15 protein-coding genes are annotated in these 20,304 nt (G+C 38.2%); 3 read left to right on the forward strand and 12 right to left on the reverse strand.

Features of this window, described 5'->3' with window-relative positions:
• Positions 1-2: 2 nt before the first annotated feature.
• The 3 genes from NXS00_RS19635 to lpdA form a co-directional block, all read right to left on the reverse strand.
• Positions 3-2,006 carry a tetratricopeptide repeat-containing sensor histidine kinase gene (locus NXS00_RS19635; RefSeq protein ID WP_258100972.1) on the reverse strand — a complete coding sequence of 668 codons (2,004 nt, stop codon included), beginning with the start codon at positions 2,004-2,006 and terminating at the stop codon, positions 3-5.
• Positions 2,003-4,222, reverse strand: coding sequence for a tetratricopeptide repeat-containing hybrid sensor histidine kinase/response regulator (locus tag NXS00_RS19640; RefSeq protein WP_258100973.1), 2,220 nt, complete (start codon positions 4,220-4,222; stop codon positions 2,003-2,005). The genes NXS00_RS19635 and NXS00_RS19640 overlap by 4 nt, the downstream gene beginning before the upstream one ends.
• Before the next feature lie 147 nt (positions 4,223-4,369).
• Positions 4,370-5,764, reverse strand: a complete 1,395-nt coding sequence (lpdA, locus tag NXS00_RS19645) for a dihydrolipoyl dehydrogenase (RefSeq protein ID WP_258100974.1) — start codon at positions 5,762-5,764, stop codon at positions 4,370-4,372.
• A 247-nt stretch (positions 5,765-6,011) separates the two neighbouring features.
• Here lpdA and fabG point away from each other — a divergent pair, with 247 nt between their 5' ends.
• Together fabG and NXS00_RS19655 are read left to right on the forward strand one after the other, a co-directional pair.
• Positions 6,012-6,758, forward strand: a complete 747-nt coding sequence (gene fabG, locus NXS00_RS19650) for a 3-oxoacyl-[acyl-carrier-protein] reductase (RefSeq protein WP_258100975.1) — start codon at positions 6,012-6,014, stop codon at positions 6,756-6,758.
• 73 nt (positions 6,759-6,831) lie between these two features.
• The gene (locus NXS00_RS19655; protein ID WP_258100976.1) at positions 6,832-8,871 is read left to right on the forward strand and encodes a hypothetical protein; all 2,040 of its coding nucleotides are present in this window, start codon (positions 6,832-6,834) and stop codon (positions 8,869-8,871) included.
• Positions 8,872-8,937: 66 nt separating this feature from the next.
• Here NXS00_RS19655 and NXS00_RS19660 read toward each other — a convergent pair whose 3' ends face one another.
• From NXS00_RS19660 to NXS00_RS19690, 7 genes are all read right to left on the reverse strand, one after another.
• Positions 8,938-11,016: a carboxypeptidase-like regulatory domain-containing protein gene (locus tag NXS00_RS19660; protein ID WP_258100977.1), complete on the reverse strand. Its 2,079-nt coding sequence runs from the start codon at positions 11,014-11,016 to the stop codon at positions 8,938-8,940.
• Positions 11,013-11,735 (reverse strand): tetratricopeptide repeat protein, encoded by a 723-nt coding sequence (locus NXS00_RS19665; protein ID WP_258100978.1) that lies wholly within the window; start codon positions 11,733-11,735, stop codon positions 11,013-11,015. The genes NXS00_RS19660 and NXS00_RS19665 overlap by 4 nt, the downstream gene beginning before the upstream one ends.
• A 52-nt stretch (positions 11,736-11,787) precedes the next feature.
• Positions 11,788-12,075, reverse strand: a complete 288-nt coding sequence (locus NXS00_RS19670) for a winged helix-turn-helix domain-containing protein (protein WP_258100979.1) — start codon at positions 12,073-12,075, stop codon at positions 11,788-11,790.
• A complete protein-coding gene (locus NXS00_RS19675; protein ID WP_258100980.1) occupies positions 12,072-12,644 on the reverse strand; it encodes a hypothetical protein in 573 nt (190 codons plus the stop codon). The genes NXS00_RS19670 and NXS00_RS19675 overlap by 4 nt, the downstream gene beginning before the upstream one ends.
• A gap of 486 nt (positions 12,645-13,130) precedes the next feature.
• Positions 13,131-15,677 (reverse strand): ATP-dependent Clp protease ATP-binding subunit, encoded by a 2,547-nt coding sequence (locus NXS00_RS19680; protein WP_258100981.1) that lies wholly within the window; start codon positions 15,675-15,677, stop codon positions 13,131-13,133.
• 116 nt (positions 15,678-15,793) lie between these two features.
• Positions 15,794-16,414 carry a WbqC family protein gene (locus NXS00_RS19685; RefSeq protein WP_258100982.1) on the reverse strand — a complete coding sequence of 207 codons (621 nt, stop codon included), beginning with the start codon at positions 16,412-16,414 and terminating at the stop codon, positions 15,794-15,796.
• Positions 16,415-17,044 (reverse strand): L-threonylcarbamoyladenylate synthase, encoded by a 630-nt coding sequence (locus NXS00_RS19690; RefSeq protein ID WP_258100983.1) that lies wholly within the window; start codon positions 17,042-17,044, stop codon positions 16,415-16,417.
• A gap of 126 nt (positions 17,045-17,170) precedes the next feature.
• Between NXS00_RS19690 and NXS00_RS19695 the strand changes: the two genes are divergently transcribed.
• Positions 17,171-18,220: an inositol-3-phosphate synthase gene (locus tag NXS00_RS19695; protein WP_258100984.1), complete on the forward strand. Its 1,050-nt coding sequence runs from the start codon at positions 17,171-17,173 to the stop codon at positions 18,218-18,220.
• 15 nt (positions 18,221-18,235) lie between these two features.
• On the opposite strand, the gene spt is transcribed toward NXS00_RS19695, so the two are convergent.
• Entirely contained in the window at positions 18,236-19,429 is a 1,194-nt protein-coding gene (spt, locus tag NXS00_RS19700; protein WP_258100985.1) for a serine palmitoyltransferase, read from the reverse strand.
• A gap of 99 nt (positions 19,430-19,528) precedes the next feature.
• Complete coding sequence (locus NXS00_RS19705) at positions 19,529-20,263, reverse strand: phosphocholine cytidylyltransferase family protein (protein WP_258100986.1); 735 nt, start codon at positions 20,261-20,263, stop codon at positions 19,529-19,531.
• Between the last annotated feature and the right edge of the window lie 41 nt (positions 20,264-20,304).

The following is a 20,304-nucleotide window of genomic DNA, read 5'->3' on the forward strand; positions in this document are numbered from 1 at the left end:
GATTAGGCAGCTTTAGGAAAACTTATCCTAAAGATAGTTCCTTCATTTCTTTTCGAGGAAACTTCTATTGATCCATTCATTCGCTGCACCAACTCCTTACAAAGCATCAAACCTAAACCTGTACCTTTCTCTGACGAATTTTGAATGTCATGTGCTACCAGGTTTCCGCTAAGCAATTTATCAACTTGTTCCTGATCCATCCCCACACCCTGATCCTTCACCTCGATCACTCCACAATTATCTTCACCGCTAATTAAGACATCAATCCTTTTCTGAACATCAGAATATTTCAAGGCGTTACTAATAAGATTGCGAACGATAATTTCTAAAAAGGCTCTATCAGCTTCAATCTTCAGGGACTCTTCTTGCTGTATGTGAATCTCTGTTTCTTTCAATTGAGCTACTGAAAGCAATTGACTTTTTACTCCATCAATAATCTCAACAGGGTTTAATGATTCCGGGTCATATTGCAACTGATCAGTCTGCGCCAATGCCCATTTCAACAGGTTATCCATCATATCACGCACATTTGCTGAACTTTCTCGCAAAGTGATCAGGAAGTCTTTCAATTGATCCTTTTCTAGGTTATCCCAGTTTTCAGTCAAGCTTTTAGTGATTAAGTGAAAACTAGACAGAGGACTTTTCAGGTCATGAGAAATGATAGAAAACAAACGATTCTTCGTTTGATTTAGGCTTGCAAGTTGCTGATTGACCATTTCAAGACTTTTATTTGACTTAACCTTAGCTCGATATAAAAGAACAATCACGGCGATTATTATAGATAGCAGAGTTAAACCTATCAATAAATACAATTGCTGACGTTCTGCCTGCTGAGCTTTTAGCTCTTGTAGTTGCCTTTCGGATTCCAGTTCAGAGATTCTTAAATCCTTTAACTCTGTTTCGAATGACACTCGTAGTTCACTTAATTCAGCTTTGTTTTCTGCTGCAGAAATAGAATCAGAGATTTCATAATATTGCTTTCTACTCTCAGCAGAAACCTTAAAGTCTCCAAGTTTTTCTGCTATATCACCTAAAATCTTGTATGATGCTTTCTTCGTTTCCACATCCCTGGTCATAGACAGTGAGCTTAAGACCATTTTCTTAGCTTCCTGGTATTTTGATTGAAAGAAGAGAACTTCAGCAAAAGAAGTTAAGTCGCTAGATAGTGCAATGGTGTCTTTAATTTGTTTGTCTAGATTAACAGCTTTTTCATAATAATAATGAGCTGAATCATACTGCTGACGATGCAAATGAACCAAACCTATAGAGCCGTAAGATTTGGTTAAACCACGGAGATCATTGAATTTTAGTCTTAGCCCTGTAGCAATATTCAAGTAGTACAAAGCTGAATCGAACTCTCCCAATTCCTCATAAGCTATTGCGAGATTATGATATGAAGATCCAAGCCTGGATGAATCTCCCATATGGAGTTTATATTTTATGGCTTCAAAAAAATACGGTTTGGCTTTATCAAACTCCTCAAAACTATCGAACATGATTCCGATATTATTGCTAATTCCTCCCAGGCGAGCAGTATCTCCAAGGTCTTTTAAAATAAAATATGCCTGTACAAAGTAATCCAAGGCTTTAGAATCATTGGATTGATAATAATAGGTAATTCCTATTTCACTGATTATGGTTGCCATTTGAGCGGAGTCTTCTGCTGCTTTCGCATCCTCCAGAACCATCTCAAAGATAGTTCTTGCTGTATCCAGCTGATTTTGATAGACATAAGTGATACCCATTTTGATATCAATATCACGCTCAAATTGGTGATTATCAGACCTATTGACAATATCCTTTGCTTTGGCAAGAATGTGAGCAGTTAGGTCTGTATTTTCTCTGATATAAACTGGAAACAACCCTAACAAATAGGCAACTTTCGCAGAATCGCTGGTAATTCGATCTAGTGGAACAGCTATACTGTCGGGTAATTCATTTATTTGAGAATTGCCTGATAAGGTAATTAAACTCAACAGGACAGAAAAAATGACTATTCTTCTCATAATGAAACGTTGTTATCACTCGAGCTCAAAGCTGCGTACAACTTGTCTTTATCTATTGGTTTTAACAAATACCCATTAAAGTATGGCTCAAAAAGTTCACGTTGGTGAGCAGTAATATCTGCTGTCAGCGCATAAATTGGGGTACTGATATTTGGATTAATAGTAGAGCGGATGGTTTTTGTAGCGTCAAACCCATCCACTTCTGGCATATGAATATCCATGAGTATGTAATCGAAAACCGCCTCATTGGCCATATCCACTACCTCAATTCCATTTTTGGCGTGAGTGACTTTTAAGCCCCAATTGGTCAATAGTTTGATGGAAACCATTGCATTGATCATATTATCCTCTGCAATTAGTACATTCAGCCCTTCCAACCGCCTAACTTCTTGACCTGATTTTCCTGCAGGTTTCTCACTTTTAGCAAGACTAATCTGGAAATGGAATCGAGAACCTTTTCCTATCTCACTCTCTACTTCAATATTACTTCCATGCAGGTCAATTAGTTTTTTGACAATTGCTAAACCGAGCCCCGAACCTCCCTGCTTTTTGGTGGTAAATGATCTTGGCTGAGAAAAACTATCAAAAATCTCATCCATAAAATCAGGAGGAATACCCAATCCGGTGTCCTTTACAGTAAAATTCAATTGATCTCTTTCCTCTCCCGAATTAATCAAATCCACATACACTGAAACATTTCCACTGTCAGTAAATTTAATCGCGTTACTTACCAGGTTTCCCAAGATCTGAGAGAGCTTTGTTGAGTCCGCTTGATAATATTGATGAACATTTGGATCAATTGATAATTTCAAGTCAATACCCTTTTCTCTTGCCATAGAAGAATACGTATTGCAGATATTTTGAAGTAGTGGCCTGAATTCTACAGGAGCAAAGTCTAGGTGAACCTTACCAAGATCCAGTTTACTAAAATCAAGTATATCATTGATAATCAGTAACAGGTTATTGGCAGAAAACCTCAATGACTCTATTAATTTAATCTCTTCACTTGAAGTACGTTCTTCCAAAAGAGATGATATGGTAATGACAGCATTAAGTGGAGTCCGTATTTCATGACTCATGGTCGACAAAAATTCCTGTTTAATTCTTGAAGCCTCCTCGGCACGATTTTTCTTTTCTAATATTTCAGCCTTTTCACGCTGCATTTGAGCTTCTTTCTGAAGTCGCTCCATCGTAGAAATAGCCTCATAGCTCTCTATTACTTTTTGTGTCTGTGTATTGATTACGCCTTCCTTCTGCTGAAGGTATATCTCCAGGTATTTCAATGCATCAATTGGTCGATCAGTCATTTTGTACAACTGATACATCAAATAATTACTCTTAAATCGAAGAAGGGCTATATTATACTTCTCAGCAAACTCAATGGATTTTTTGATTTTACTCTCTGCGCGAGTAAAATCTTCCATTTCAATATAAAGCTCACCAAGCTTCATGAAGCACATACCACAACCGAGCTTCTCACCCATTTTTTCATGAATATCTATGGATTCTTTGAAGATGGATTCTGCAGTTTCATATTCCTTCAGTTGGACGTGTACTTTAGCTTTTCCGTAAAGTGCAAATGCCAAGCCTCTGGTATCATTGGTTTGCTTCTTCATCATGATAGACTTCTCAATGATCTCAGTAGCTTTCTTTATTTCACCTCTGTTGAGGTATATTCCAGAAAGTGGATTATATGCATTTGACTCAAGATTGAGGTCACCAACTTTTTGAGCTGCTTCAATAGCTTGTTCATAGGCTATGATAGCGCTACGTTGATCTCCAAAATACTCATAGATAGTACCCAATGATTTTTGAACTCTCGCCTGACTGTGCAAGTCTTCCGTTCTTCGGTATAGTTCAAGACAATCAATCAAATAGATCAGACCTAAATGAAAATTATCAGTCTTATAATAGATACTAGCGATATTAAATTTTGAATCCGCAATTCCCTGTTCATCTCCCGTGATTTGAAAAAGCCCAATTGCCTCATTGCTAAACCGCATAGATCTGTCATATTCCCCCCTGATCATGTGAAAGAGTGAGAGTCTAGACTTACTTCTTGCGATTAAAGTAGTTTCATCAAGTTTTATACTTAACTCTAGTGCTTCTGTAGCAAGCTCGATACTTCTAAAAAGATCATTGACCCGACATGAATATGCCTCATCTAACAGAGCGATTATGCGGTTAGCTTGCTCAAGATTTGTTTTGTAATTCATTTAGGTGTGAGTCAAAAAGTATCCGATTGAAAAATAATGAATATTCACCATTTAATTCAATGATTTTAGACGAGTGAAGCCTTTACAAACAAAAAGCCGATTCAGTTTGAATCGGCTTTCGTCAAATATCAAGAAATCTAATCCTTATTAGATATGAATAACTTCATCATATGCAGCAGCAGCAGCTTCCATTACTGCTTCACTCATAGTAGGGTGAGGGTGTACAGTTTTGATAATTTCATGACCCGTAGTTTCTAGTTTTCTAGCAGCTACAGCTTCAGCAATCATCTCAGTTACGTTAGCCCCAATCATGTGACATCCTAACCATTCGCCGTACTTAGCATCAAAGATTACTTTCACGAAACCATCTTTAGCACCTGCAGCACTTGCTTTTCCAGATGCCGAGAATGGGAATTTACCCACCTTGATTTCGTAACCAGCCTCTTTTGCTTGCTTTTCTGTCATACCAACAGAAGCAATCTCCGGAGAACAGTAAGTACATCCTGGGATGTTACCGTAATCTAACGGCTGTGGATTCTCTCCAGCAATTTTCTCCACACAGATGATACCTTCAGCTGAAGCAACGTGTGCCAATGCTGGTCCGTGTACAATATCTCCAATTGCATAAACGCCATCTACATTCGTTTTGTAGTAGTCGTCTACCAATACCTTACCTCTTTCTGTTTTTACACCAGTTTCTTCAAGACCGATACCTTCGAGGTTGGTAGAAACACCAACAGCTGAAAGAACCACATCACAATCCAACTGCTCTTCACCTTTCTTGGTTTTAACAGTGACTTTGTTGGTCTTACCTTTAGTATCTACGTTAGTTACTTCACTGCTAGTCATTATTTTAATACCAGCCTTTTTGAAGCTTCTTTCTAACTGCTTGCTCACCTCTTCGTCTTCTACAGGAACAATTCTGTCCATGAATTCAACGATGGTTACTTCTGTTCCAATTGAGTTATAGAAATAAGCAAACTCTACGCCGATCGCACCAGATCCAACAACAACCATTTTCTTAGGCTGCTTTTCCAATACCATTGCTTGTCTATAGCCAATGATTTTCTTACCATCTATTGGCAAGTTTGGTAGCTCTCTTGATCTACCACCTGTTGCTATAATGATATTATTTGCGTCGTAAACTGTTCTCTTACCAGCTTCGTCAGTTACTTCTACTTTTTTACCTTTCTGTACTTTACCGAATCCATTGATTACTTCAATCTTGTTTTTCTTAAACAAGAATTGGATTCCTTTACTCATTCCTCCAGCAACCTCACGGCTTCTTTTAACCATACCGGAGAAATCAACAGATGCATCTTTTACGTCGATTCCGTAATCCTTAGAATGTGATATGTATTCAAATACCTGAGCACTCTTCAAAAGAGCTTTTGTAGGAATACAACCCCAATTCAAACATATGCCACCTAGCTCAGCTTTTTCTACAACTGCTACTTTCATACCAAGTTGAGAAGCTCTGATTGCAGCAACATATCCACCAGGACCACTACCTACTACTATTAAATCATATTTTGATGCCATATTAAACTATTTTAATCCGGTTATTGAGGGAGCAAATTTAACCCAGTAGGGTTTAGAAAAAAATTAGATTCCTTAAATGGCACAATAGCCTGATCTAATATTGATTTTTCCCAATATTGCCCCTTTAAAGTCCTATGTTTTGCATACCAATTACAGCTTTTAGCAAACTATCCGTTAATTTGGCACCCTGAAATTATAGAACAACAACAAGTCAAACGACTTCTATAGAATCATAGATACAATAAACATGAAGTTACTAGAAGGAAAAAATGCGCTGATTACCGGAGCCTCAAAAGGGATTGGTAGATCTATCGCATTAAAATATGCAGAGCAAGGTGCTAATGTGGCCTTTACATACTTATCAAGTGTGGAAAAAGGTGAAGCTCTCGTAAAAGAATTAGAAGCTTTTGGAGTAAAAGCAAAAGGTTACCGTTCTGACGCATCAGATTTTAAAGCTGCCGGCGAATTGGTAAACATCATGGTGGAAGATTTTGGCTCACTTGACATCTTAATCAATAACGCCGGTATCACCAGAGACAACTTACTTTTAAGAATGTCTGAAGAGCATTGGGATGAGATCATGAATGTGAACTTGAAGTCTTGTTTCAATACTGTAAAAGCAGCTTCCAGAACTTTGATGAAGCAAAAATCAGGCTCTATCATCAACATGTCTTCTGTGGTTGGTGTAAAAGGAAACCCTGGACAGGCAAACTATGCCGCATCTAAAGCTGGAATCATTGGCTTCTCTAAATCTATCGCTTTAGAGCTTGGTTCTAGAGGCATTCGTTGCAATGTAGTAGCGCCTGGTTTCATTGAAACAGAGATGACAGAAGTGCTTGACGAAAAAACTGTACAGGGCTGGAGAGATGCTATTCCTTTGAAAAGAGGTGGCCAACCTGAAGACATTGCTGATGCATGTGTATTCCTTGGTTCAGATATGTCTACTTATATTACAGGCCAAGTACTACAGGTAGACGGTGGTATGCTCACCTAAAGTTGAATTAATTTAACCGAATTGATGAGAAGCCGTTTATAGCACAAAGACTGTAAGCGGCTTTCATTTATATATGGATAATAGTTGGTATTCTTTTGATGTTTCACCCATTTGGGTCTTTATCGCTTTAATTGCTGCACTAGGAGTTTCCGCTCTTTTGTATTCCAAAAAGAAAACTCCCTGGTCAAAGTCTGTCAATATTCTACTTGGCCTTCTTCGCTTTGGTGCCATTTTCCTATTGATTCTGCTAGTCATTAATCCGCTACTAGAATACAACACCAATAAAACAGAAGAGCCTATCATCGTTGTTGCTGTGGACAACTCCGAATCACTAGACCTAAGAAAATCTGGAACTGACGTTTCGGCTTTAAACTCCTGGTTAACCCAAACGAAGCTTGCATTAGAAAACAATTATCAGGTAGTTGTAGAAGGATTAGCCAAAGACACCATCACTGCTACTGACAAAACGACCAACTTAAGTAAGCTTCTAAAAGGAATAGAAACAAAATATGAGCACGAAAACCTGGCTGCAATTGCGCTTCTGTCCGATGGAATCATCACCAATGGCCAATCTCCAGACTACCTTGGTTTTAGCGTGCCGGTCTACACGTTAGGGCTAGGAGACACCATTCCTCCAAAGGATATCATTATCCAAAACATCAGAAATAACAAAGTAGCATATCAGGGCAACAAATTTCCAGTGGCTGTTCAGCTTTTCCAGACAGGCTTTAATAACCAAACCGTAAAATTAAGTGTGCTGGAGAATGGAAAAACCCTGACCTCAAAGGATATCCAATTGACCAATGCAAGTCAAGAGGTTGATTTTCTACTTAACGCTAATACGGCTGGACTGAGACGATTTACAGTTAAGGTAGAAGAGAAGCCTGAAGAGTCTACCTACGGAAACAATTCCAAAGACTTATACATAGATGTAGTAGAAGGTAAGGATCGCATTCTTATTCTGGCTCCCTCTCCTCATCCAGATATCAATGCTATCCGATCCATTTTGGAAGAAACAGAAAACTACGAAACCTCGCTCTACATTCCTGGCATACATGATAAGCCGAAAATTAAAGATTATGATTTGATCATTGAACACCAGGCGTTCAGTGGCATCAACTACGGTGACTACAACGCGTCTGGAAAGTGGTATATTCTTGGTAATAGAAGTAGAATTAATCAACTCAATCAAGCCACTTCTTTCTTCAACATTGCTCAGAAGGGCAATCAGCGCGATCAGGTTTTAGGCAGCTACAACTCCAAATTCACCAAATTCAAAATCGATCAGGACAGAACAGAGCGTCTATCAAGCTATCCCCCTATCTCCTCGCCTTTTGGGGAATATACGCTTGCGGGACCTACTGAAATACTTCTCTATCAACAAGTAGGAAGCATAACCACGAATAGACCCTTGCTCCTTTTCTTCGATGATGGAGAATCGAAAACGGGGCTTTTAACAGGAAGCGGAATTTGGCAGTGGAAACTACAGGAATCAGGAGCCAATGGTGAATCTCAACTGTTCAATGATATAGTCTTAAAAACCGTTCAGTACTTAAGTATCAAGGTCAACAAAGATCGATTTGTTGTAAAACCTCGAGAAGCTAGTTACCAAATTGGTGATCAAATTATTCTTGATACAGAAGTATATAATGAGATTTTCGAACGGACTTATGGCAATGCCATTGACCTTACCATAACGGATCAGGATGGGTCTATGAACACCTATCAACTGGTGGATAATGAAGCTAATAACAGCTTCAAAATAGGAGTTTTAGAACCTGGAGTCTATACCTACAAAGCATCAACAGAAGTTGGTGGAAAGAAATTTTTCGAGCAAGGATCATTTGCTGTAAGAGATGTACAATTAGAGGGAATCAACCTTACCGCCGACCACAATTTACTACGCAGACTTGCTAACAACACCGGCGGAACATTTGAACATTTTGCAAATCGTGATCAGTTAGTTAAAGAGATAACTGAAGCCAACTTCAAGAGCAGAATATCTACTTCTAGAGAAAAGCTCCCATTAATTGATGCCTTCTGGATTATTTTGTTGATTGCTGGACTGCTTACAGCAGAATGGTTTTTAAGAAAATATTTAGGCGCCTATTAAGAAGGAATATTCTTATTACTTTTCATTTAATAACTATCTACTGATTCTATTAAAGTATTTACAGAATTAAAAATTCATCTGGATTCCTGCATAGATCAGCCTTCTGCTTAAATATTGAGCGACGGAATTAGAGTAGTCAGAATTATATCGATAATTGCGAACATTTTCGTGATCTGTCAGATTATTAACTGAACCAAAAGCTACCATAGTTAATTCCTCACTAATCGGCATCAACTTACTGATGGACAGATTTGCAATAAAATAATCACTGTATTGAGATTGATGATCAGAATATACTGGGCTGTACGCTCCAAGTTCTGTATCGTATTCAGCATTGATTACACTAGAATAGCTCAGTCCTTCTCGATAGACACTATTAATTGCCAAAATCCAGTTGCTCTTTTGATATTGCAGATTTGATTTGATAAAATAACTGATATTAAAGGCTGACCCCTCGTCAGCAGTCAAAAACGTGTAAGCTATATCAAAGCTCCAATGTGCAGATAACCCTTGATCCAAAAACACTTCAAAACCACTCACAGGCATTTTCACTCCATTAATAGTTGCATGTTTAGTGAATACTGAAGCAGATGCATCAGTATCAGAATACGCATAAAACACATCTAGTGATAACTGATCACTTTTCACAAAAACCACCTGCCCCTGATCTGTATCTATTCCATACTTATGGAAACGACCACCACCCATTATAACTTTCCATCTATTACCTATCAGATAAGTCATATTCATTTGAGCACTCAAATAATCATAAGTTGCTCCATTCAGGTTTTTACGTACTCCCCCTCCAAAAATCAAATTGTCAGCGAAATAATATTTTCCATATACAAAAATCTCAACTACAGAAGAATTGCTACTTTGACCAATGGTATCTAATGGAAATGAAGCTCCTACAGCATATGGATATCGAAACAAGATCCCCTGAATTTCCGAATGATTCATATCCAGTTGCAACCCACTTTTCACTTGCCACTTCTGCATTAATTTGGAATAACTTAACCCTTGAAAAAGAGTCTTATTATTGACTTTAAAATCGGCCAAACTGTATCTGTATTTACCCGACGTAAAAGTGTAGCCTTGATTCCAGGAAAATGTACCAATAGGTGTACTCCAATTAAGATTAGAAACATTAAGAACCTTCTTCCGATTTTGCAAAATAGATCCACTAAATGTCGGGTGAAGCATCTGATAATCGTAATCTTCTAACAACACATAATTATAGGATTTGTAATTGACCTTAACTGCTAATTGCCCATACAAGTAAGCGCCTCCATCTATTGATTTGAAAGAGTTGAGTTGCGGCAGAGCTTTTGGGTTTATCCATTTGAGCGCGGCACTTGGCTGATAGTTGCTAAAAACCTTCAGATTCTGAGAGCCCAACCGCTGATTTCTTTGTAAACCAATACTAGCCGGACTAACGATTAAAGAGGAATTACTTGCTTTGATTGACTCATCATCTGTAACGATTGAAACCACTCCAGCGGTGCTATTTCCAAATTCCAATGGAGGATTACCAGGAAACACCGTCACATTTTTTATAAGTGCCGTATTAAACAAACTAAAAGTCCCCACTCCATTTATTTGACTATAGCGAATTGCATCATATACCGGAACATTATTCAAAAAAATCCCAGTTTCAACAGGGCTACTCCCTCTCAAACTAATGGAGGCGGATTCATCTGTAGTAGTGGAAGCTGGCATGGAATTTACTGCCAGCAATGGATCCGCTTTGGAGGCAGGGTTCGTGTAGATTTCTAGTTTATTAACTTTTTCAAATTTAAATTCTTCAGCGATTAAGGGCTCCGCAACTATCAAAACCTCACCCATTTCTAAGTCCTTAGCTACCAAATATACAACGTCACTCAGCTCACTAACAGGCAACATTCTTTCCTGATAGCCCATGAAGGAAAACAGGAGCGTGTCAGCCATTTGATCCGTCATGACTGACAACTTAAACTCTCCTTCAAAATTCGTGGTAGTTCCTCTAGCGTAATCTTTGATGAAGAAAATATTAACACCTATTAAGGCCTCGCCAGTCTCCTGATCCAACACGCGTGACCTGATTTCTAACTGAGCATTAGCGAACCATCCACTTACCAATAGGAATACCATTAATATAATTCTCATTTGGCAGCCAACGCTTTTTCTGAAGAAGGAGCTAGCCCGTATTTAACCCACCCAAAATCGGGCTCCGACTGTAACGCCTTTTTGAATACAGTTAATGCCTTGTTATGGTCACCCACTTTTTGACATGCCAATCCTAAGTGAGCCAAAGCGTCCAGGTACAGCCAATTATGCGTTGTATCACTTTTGTTTTCAAATAATTTTACACTTCGTTCAAACTCCGTTACCGCCAGTTCAGGATCACCACCAAACATCTCTGGAGTGTACAACTTGGAGGTTGCATATAACTTCACAACTAAAGGATTATCACCATCCATTCCATAGGCATCTGAAATAAGTGATGAACTTTTAGGCCCAAGAAACATTCCTTTGTAACTGTTATAGGCTAGCTCAAAACCGTATATAGACGATTTCAAGGCCTTACATTCAGCAATTTTTGTTTCTGAATCGATTAACTCATCCAAAAGATCGATTGTCTCATCGTAATAGCGATGAAAAGCTTCATCATCCATTTCTGACAGGGTACTATTGAGAAAGCCATATTGAGCAAGTGCTCTCTCATATGAGCTTTCTGTGGATTGATCAATGACCCGCTGCCAAATAGTTTGACTATTAGAAACATACGCCTGATAGGTAGTAACATTCTGTGCAGTAGCACAGTAGGCACTTAAAAAAGCAACTCCAATACCTAATGCTGTAATAATTGTTTTTATTGATTTCATGATTCTGATATTTGTAAACTAGTTTATATTATAAACTATAAGGGTAAAAAAATTATTCTATATATCCTTTCAAAGCATTTACATATGCCTCAAAGGCCTCAACTCCAGTCTTTGTTATTTTACACGTTGTAACAGGCTTTTTGCCTTTGAACGCCTTTTCCACTTCGATGTATTTCGCTTCGCTAAGTTTATCCAACTGAACGCTTAAATTACCTGCAGTCGCTCCTGTTTTCTCTTTGATAAACGTAAACTCGGCAGATTCTACGCCTAGCAACAAACTCACTACGGCTAGCCTCAATTGTGAATGAAGCAATGGATCTAATGGCTTAAAACCACTCATTTCTCTTTTCCTTTTAGTAAATAACCAGGAATCAAATATCCTGCGAATATACCTATTCCACCTACTAGATATTGATCAGTTATACTAACATTGAAGCAAATCACACTACTCAGTGCTAATAGCATGCCTCCTATTTTTAAAGGATTAAACTTCAACATGCTCCCAGAAACAAATGTGCCTATAGCCGCCAACAATATGATCACCGCATTGTGATTATACCCCAGCTTATTCATGAACATCAGAATGATAATTAAAGCCACACCAATTGACATCCACACCTGACCATACAGTTTATCCAGATGACTGACAACAAGGGCTTTCCTTTTTTGTCGGATACCATATATAGCTGAAAAAATCCCCGCCGGAATTGTCACTGCCCACACATAATAAGGGTGTGGATAATCCGTGTAAGCGTCCAAATAATAATGTGTTAAGTTAGCCACCATTACAACCCAACCCCAAAGCAAGAAATAGAAACTTCCTCCCTTTTGGTAGTTACTTTTCGCCTGGCTTATCATGCTTGATATAAGCGCAAGGCTCTCTTTTTCAGATAAATTCTTCTCAGTCATAGTTCAAATATAATTAAGTTTATATTATAAACTACTTTACACCATTAAAGGTTACGATTTCTCAACAATTTATCCTTTGATCTTAACCAATTACCGTAAATCGTCTACCGTAAATCGTAAATACAAACACTCCTGCACTACATATTCCTACTTTTGAAGAAACATTAACAAAAAGAAACATCAACAGAGCTTTATCCTAGATAGAATTTCAAAGACACATGAGATAAATCAGAGATGTATAGAGCGAAGTTTAACCGATTAAAACAAGTAGGACGAGTTTTTGTCCTACTGTTTTCACAGCAGAAATTATAATTCAACTCATAAGTTGAATTCAAGGTCCTTTTATAAGGTGAGTTTTGATGATTAGGTTAGGTAAGGGATGAAATGATGGTTTTCATCCCTTCTTTTTTTTAATTAAAAAAAGAGTGACCAAATGATTTTTTGATACCCCGCAACAAAAAAGAGGCCTCATCTGAGGCCTCTTTCCTATTTTTCTTTGTCTTCTTGCTTGATCTTCTTTTTCTTCAACTTGAAGTGAAGCTCTTCAGCTTTTCCATCCCAATCAGCAACTAAAGTATCACCTTCCTGGATTTCTCCTTTCAGGATTTCCTCCGCAACTGGGTCTTCAAGGTACTTCTGAATCGCTCTGTTCAAAGGCCTAGCTCCATATTGAGGATCATATCCTTTATCAGACAAGAAGTCTTTAGCTTTCTTTGTCAATTCTACATTGTAGCCAATGTCCACGATTCTCTTGAACAGTTTCTCCAAAGAGATATCGATGATTTGATGAATATGCTCTTTCTCAAGAGAGTTGAACACAATTACATCATCCAATCTATTCAAGAATTCAGGACTGAAGGCTTTCTTCAATGCATTCTGAATGGTCGACTTCATTGCATCATCAGCGTTATCTCTTCTTGTAGATGTAGAAAAACCGATACCTGCACCAAAATCCTTAAGATCACGCACTCCAATATTGGAAGTCATAATGATGATCGTATTTCTGAAGTCCACTCTTCTTCCCAATCCATCTGTTAAAACGCCATCGTCCAATACCTGAAGTAAAATATTGAATACATCTGGGTGCGCTTTTTCGATTTCATCAAGAAGTACTACTGAGTAAGGCTTTCTTCTTACTTTTTCTGTAAGCTGCCCGCCTTCTTCATAACCTACATATCCCGGAGGCGCTCCTACAAGTCTTGATACCGAGAATTTCTCCATGTACTCACTCATGTCGATACGGATCAAAGTATCATCCTTATCAAATAAGTAGGTAGAAAGCATCTTAGCCATTTCCGTCTTACCAACACCTGTTGGACCTAGGAAAATGAAAGAACCAATTGGCTTTTTAGGATCCTTCAAACCAACTCTGGTTCTCTGGATAGCTTTAGTCAATTTAACAACTGCATCATCCTGACCAATTACTTTCTTCTTAAGATCCTCTTTCATAGCAAGGAGCTTAATACTCTCGTTCTGAGCGATACGTTTGGTAGGAATACCAGTCATCATCGCAATTACTTCAGCAACGTTTTCTTCGTTTACTTCATATCGCTTAGTCTTGGTTTCTTCCTCCCACTTATTTTTCTCCTCATCTAACTGCGCAAGGAGTTTCTTTTCTTTATCTCTGAGCTGAGCAGCTTCTTCATATTTCTGACTTTTAACTACTCTATTTTTCTCTTTCTTGATTTCCTCAATCTGCTCTTCAAGTTCTACAACTTGCTTCGGCACATTGATGTTGCTGATATGCACTCTAGCGCCAGCTTCGTCCATCACGTCGATAGCCTTGTCCGGAAGGAATCTATCACTGATATATCTATCTGAAAGCGTCACACATGCCTCTACCGCTTCTTTGGTGTAGTTTACATGGTGGTGATCCTGATATTTATCTTTGATATTTTCAAGTATCTGAACTGTTTCCTCAGGAGAAGTAGCATCTACCATTACCATCTGGAAACGTCTTGCCAAAGCACCATCTTTCTCAATATATTGTCTGTACTCATCAAGAGTAGTAGCACCAATACATTGGATTTCTCCACGAGCTAGAGCAGGTTTGAACATATTGGATGCATCCAAAGAACCGGAAGCTCCACCAGCACCTACAATAGTGTGTAGTTCGTCAATGAACAAAATAACGTCCGGAGACTTCTCTATTTCGTTCATCACAGCCTTCATACGCTCTTCGAACTGACCTCTATATTTAGTTCCAGCCACTAATGATGCCAAATCAAGGGTCACCACTCGTTTCCCGAACAAGATTCTAGAAACCTTTTTCTGAACAATTCTTAGGGCCAAACCTTCAGCGATGGCTGTTTTACCAACACCCGGCTCACCAATTAGAATTGGATTGTTTTTCTTTCTTCTACTAAGAATTTGCGCTACACGCTCAATTTCTTTCTCACGACCCACAATTGGGTCCAACTTATCATCTTCTGCAAGTTTCGTTAAGTCACGACCGAAATTATCCAAAACCGGAGTTCTGGATTTTTCATTTCCTTTCGCTGACTCACGTCCACTTCCTCCTCCAGATGATGAACCACCAAACATTTTACCTGTATCTTCATCACCGTCATCAGTATCTGATTGCGCCAATGGATTTTCCGTTTGGTATTCTAAAAGCTCTTTAACAACATCATAGCTCACATCAAACTTGTCAAGTATTTGAGTAGCCAGGTTATCTTCATCTCTTAGGATGGATAAAAGCAAGTGCTCAGTACCAATAAGCTGGCTTTTAAAAATCTTAGCTTCTAAATAAGTTATTTTCAGCACCTTTTCCGATTGACGTGTCAATGGAATATTGGCCAGGTTTTTCACATTACTCGTAGCTGTTCCCTTAGTAGCCTGCTCGATAGCCGAACGCAACTCTTCTAAAGAAACTCCTAATTTTTTGAGCAAGCTTACTGCGACACCTTCACCTTCTCTAATCATGCCAAGCAATAAATGCTCTGTTCCGATGTAATCATGCCCAAGACGCAAAGCTTCCTCGCGGCTTAGTGAGATTACTTCCTTTACTCTATTTGAAAATTTAGCTTCCATAAAATGGATTATATGGTAATGAGTACTCTATTAGTAAATTTAACGCTTATGCGACTTAAATCCTCGGCATTCTCCGAGTTTTAGAAACGCATAAAATTTCAGATTTGTTCAATCGCTCAATGCATAGATCGCGTCAATACTTCTGAGGCTCTCGAACCCTCACACATGATGAGGTCTATTATGCTCAGATTTGGGACAAAAATGTTGCCAAATGTCTGGGTGTAGGGAAAAGGTAGATATAAATTTCTTTCTTCAAAAGTCTTTTTAGGAAGTATTCGTTCTCTGAGGTCATTTAGTCGATGATCGGGAATTTTTTCGTACTGTTCTGTCAGCTGTATCGACCTGTCAATTTGTAAGACTTTCAGACACATTGTCATCATTTCGAGATTAAGATCAATTAGAAACTGATGTTTTTTCTCCCAAATAGCGTGGAAATAATCTTGAAAAAACTCAAAAAAAGGCGCTTTACCGTATGCAGAATAGAAGGCTCCCTTATGATCTCTAGCCCATGATTGACTATGATCAATCGTAACTTCTTTTAAAGGAGTCCTATTATCAAACTTAACAGGAACAGTTAGCGGCATTATACCATTTGCAGACAATATGTAACAGCGATTTTTGTAGGTCTGCTTCGTAAAGTTCTGACACACTTCCAGGTGTATTTCATCACTAGCTACAATTTGTCCGTAATATTCCAAACTCCCCAAGTAATGAGGCTCGACAATAATTTTCTGCATTTACAAATATGGGGTAATATCTCCCAGACCCTCTCTAACAACCTCTGGTAAATCTCCGGTACAATCAATTACTGTACTAGGCTGGTTATTTCCATATCCTCCATCAATAATGATGTCCACCAGGTTTTCAAAGTCATCATATATCAAACTTGGATCCGTGGTATAATCCACTATTTCATCTTCGTGATGGATGGAAGTTGTAATAATTGGGTTACCCAGAAACTTCACAATATCTCTAGGAATGTTGTTATCCGGCACTCTAATACCGATCGTTTTCTTCTTGACATTTAGAATCTTAGGCACCTTACTGGACGATTCTAAAATAAATGTAAAAGGACCCGGGAGACACTTTTTCATCAATTTAAACGTCGGTGTATCCACATGTTTAGCATATTCCGACAATTGACTTAAGTCGTAGCATATAAACGACAGGTTGATATTCTTTCCTTTAATGCCCTTAATAAGTTTTAAACGCTCCAGCGCCTTATTATTAAAGATATCACAACCCAAACCATAGACTGTATCCGTTGGATAAATAATCAAACCACCGTCTCTAATGACTTCAACAATTTGAAGAATTTTATCCTCTTCAGGATTTTCCGGGTATAATCTGATGAATTCCGCTCCCATGACTTGCTACTTAAGTGAAAAAAAACGCCGTTCAAACACAATTACATTCTTTTTACTCAGATGTTGCCAATATGTTATGTCTCGACGACTGAAATTTATTTAATTTGCCACGAATTTTTAAGAGATATGATTAGAGTTGTCATTGTGGGCCTGGGTAATTGTTCAAGTTCATTCATTCAGGGAATAGAATTTTACAAAAACGAGCAAGAAACCAAGGGTTACGTAAGAAGGGAAATTGGTAACTACCTAATAAAAGACGTAAATGTTGTTGGAGCAATCGATGTAGACAAACGTCTCATTGGCAAAGATGTTTCTGAAGCAATTTTTGCTGGAAGTAACACAGCTGAGAAATTTACAGATGTTCCTAATTATGGAGTAGAAGTAGTTAAAGGGCCAGTATTAGATGGTGTTGCTCCGCATATGCATAACTCCTTTCAGGTAGATGACAACCAACAACCAGTTGACGTAGCGGCATATCTTAAAGAAGTCGAGGCAGAATTTGTAATATGTTACTTACCTGTGGGTAGTGAAAAGGCTGCGAAATTCTACGCAGAAGAAGCATTGAAGGCAGGAGTAGGCTTTATCAATGCAATCCCAGTATTTATTTGTTCTACCCCTGAGTGGAGCAACAAATTCAAGGAAGCAGGACTCGTTTGTGCTGGTGATGATATCAAATCTCAGTTTGGTGCTACCTACCTAAACAGAGTTTTAGTAGAAAGCTTAATGTACAGAGGATTCAATATCGACAATTTGTATCAACTAAATGTTGGTGGAAATACCGACTTTGAAAACATGATTGATGAGTCTAGACTTCAATCTAAACGTATCTCCAAAACATCAGCCGTATCCACTTTATTTAAAGAAGGTGAAGCGCCTGCATTGAGAATAGGACCTAGTGACTATGTTCCTCACCTGAAAGATGCCAAAATCTGTTACATCAATGTAAATGGAACTCAATTTGGCAACCAGAAATTTGAGTTAGAACTAAAACTTAAAGTTGAGGATAGTCCCAATAGTGCTGGTGTAATGCTAGATGTAGTGAGATTAGCCAAAGTAGCGAAAGACAAAGGACTGTCAGGAAACATTCCTGTAGTATCTGCATTCGGATTTAAATCTCCAGCTGATAAATTCAGCGAAACTGATATCTTAAGAAAGATTGACGACTTCCTTTCTTAAGTTGCTGTGCGCAACTTAAGATTTTAATGGAATTTCTAATCTTTTGTATTCAGCATAAATTTTATGAATAGCCTCATCAATTTGCTCCTTTGAGTGAGTTGCCATGAGGCTAAATCGTATAAGTGTATCTTCAGGAGCTACTGCTGGAGAGATAATTGGATTGACAAAAACACCTTTTTCTAGAAGACTTGTAGTCAATTGAAAAGTCTTCATGTAATCACGAACATAAATAGGAATGATCGGAGACTCGGACGCTCCTGTATCGAACCCTAAGTCGCTTAAACTCTTCTGAGCATAGTGTGTATTCTCCCATAGCTTCAATCTGTGTGAATCATCTGACTCTATGATATCCAAAGCAGCCAAAGCAGCAGCACAAGATGGAGGCGTAATGCTTGCACTAAAAATCATTGATCTTGAATGATGCTTCAAGAAATTAATGGTGTCACTATCACTAGCAATAAATCCGCCCAAAGACGCTAAAGATTTACTGAATGTACCTCCAATCAAATCGACCTTATCAGTAAGGCCAAAATGTGAAGGAGTTCCCGCGCCATGATCACCAATTACGCCCACAGCATGCGCACAGTCTGACATAACTACAGCTTCGTATTTATCAGCTAGAGCGACTATTTCTGGAAGCCTGGCTAAATCACCTTCCATACTAAAGATACCATCTACTACAATCAGTTTAAAAGCATCTTTCGGACAACGTTGGAGTTTCTTCTCCAACGACTCCATGTCATTATGTCTAAACTTGAGCTTATTTGCAAGAGATAATCTAGCACCTTCGATAATAGAAGCATGAACAAACTCGTCCATGATGATAAAGTCATTTCGAGTAGTGATACAAGGAATAACACCCAGATTAACTTGAAAACCTGTACTGTACATCAGGACAGCTTCTTTCCCTAAAAACTTAGCAAGCCTATCTTCTAGTTCTTCATGGATATCTAACGTACCATTTAAGAAACGTGAACCTGCACAGCCAGCACCATACTTACTCATTGCCGCTCTTCCAGCCTCTACAACCTTAGGATGATTGGTAAGACCTAAATAACTGTTAGAGCCAAACATCAAAACATCCTTACCATTCACTTTTACGATGGTACCTTGTTCTGATTCAATTTTTCTAAAAAAAGGATAATAGCCTAGAGCTTTTACACGCTGTGGCTCCGTATATTGATTGGTTCGTTCCCGTAATCTACTCATACTTATATAAGTGGCAATTCCCACGTCTTCCTCCCCTACAGCTTAACCGAAGAAATCCACAAAACAGAAAATTAATTTGCAAATAAACATTAAATAAACTCAAATATTAAGATTCAAAGAGTTCTTTAAATCTTCTGGATTGTCAACATCATTCCAAACACTTCCTACAACATCTACAGTAGTTGCTTCTTGGTCGTTAATTAATTGACTAACCATATTCGATATGGTGTATTTCTTTTGATCAAAACACAATTTCAAAGTTTGAAATACTTGAGGCTTTAAAAAAAAAAGTCCAGTATCGTATCTATTATATACCTCAATCATCTTGCCTATTGATTGGATATGTCCTGCATCGTCCACCAAAACTCTAGTTACATCTTCAATATCGATATGCGAATTTTGTTCAGACGGAACATCTACCGCTAAACAGAGATGTTTATTCACTTTTCGGTTTTCAATTGCTTGTTGAAAAGCTGGTATAAAACCCTGATCAAACACATGATCACCCATTGTAAGAAAAAATCCTTCTGATTTCTGTGACTTAATCCAATCCTCAGTGACACTCACTGAAAACCCATTTTCCAAATCATACCTTTCATTATGAACTGCATCTATAAGCACATGATGCTTACCACGCAACTCTACTAACTTTTCACGAATAGGGTCTGGATTATGGCCCGTGACCACACAAAACTCTTTACAGCCATTTTGCTTAAAGAGCATAATGTGTCGTTCCAAAAGAGAGATACCGTTAATTTCTAATAATGATTTAGGCTTACCTGTGTCTAGACGACTGTTTTTTCCAGCAGCAAGGATGACGCACTGATTGTTCATAGGCCATCAAAATTAGAATAAGTTAGATAATCAACTCAATA

Origin of the sequence: Marinoscillum pacificum (assembly GCF_024714495.1) — a bacterium.
Lineage (GTDB): Bacteria > Bacteroidota > Bacteroidia > Cytophagales > Cyclobacteriaceae > Marinoscillum > Marinoscillum pacificum.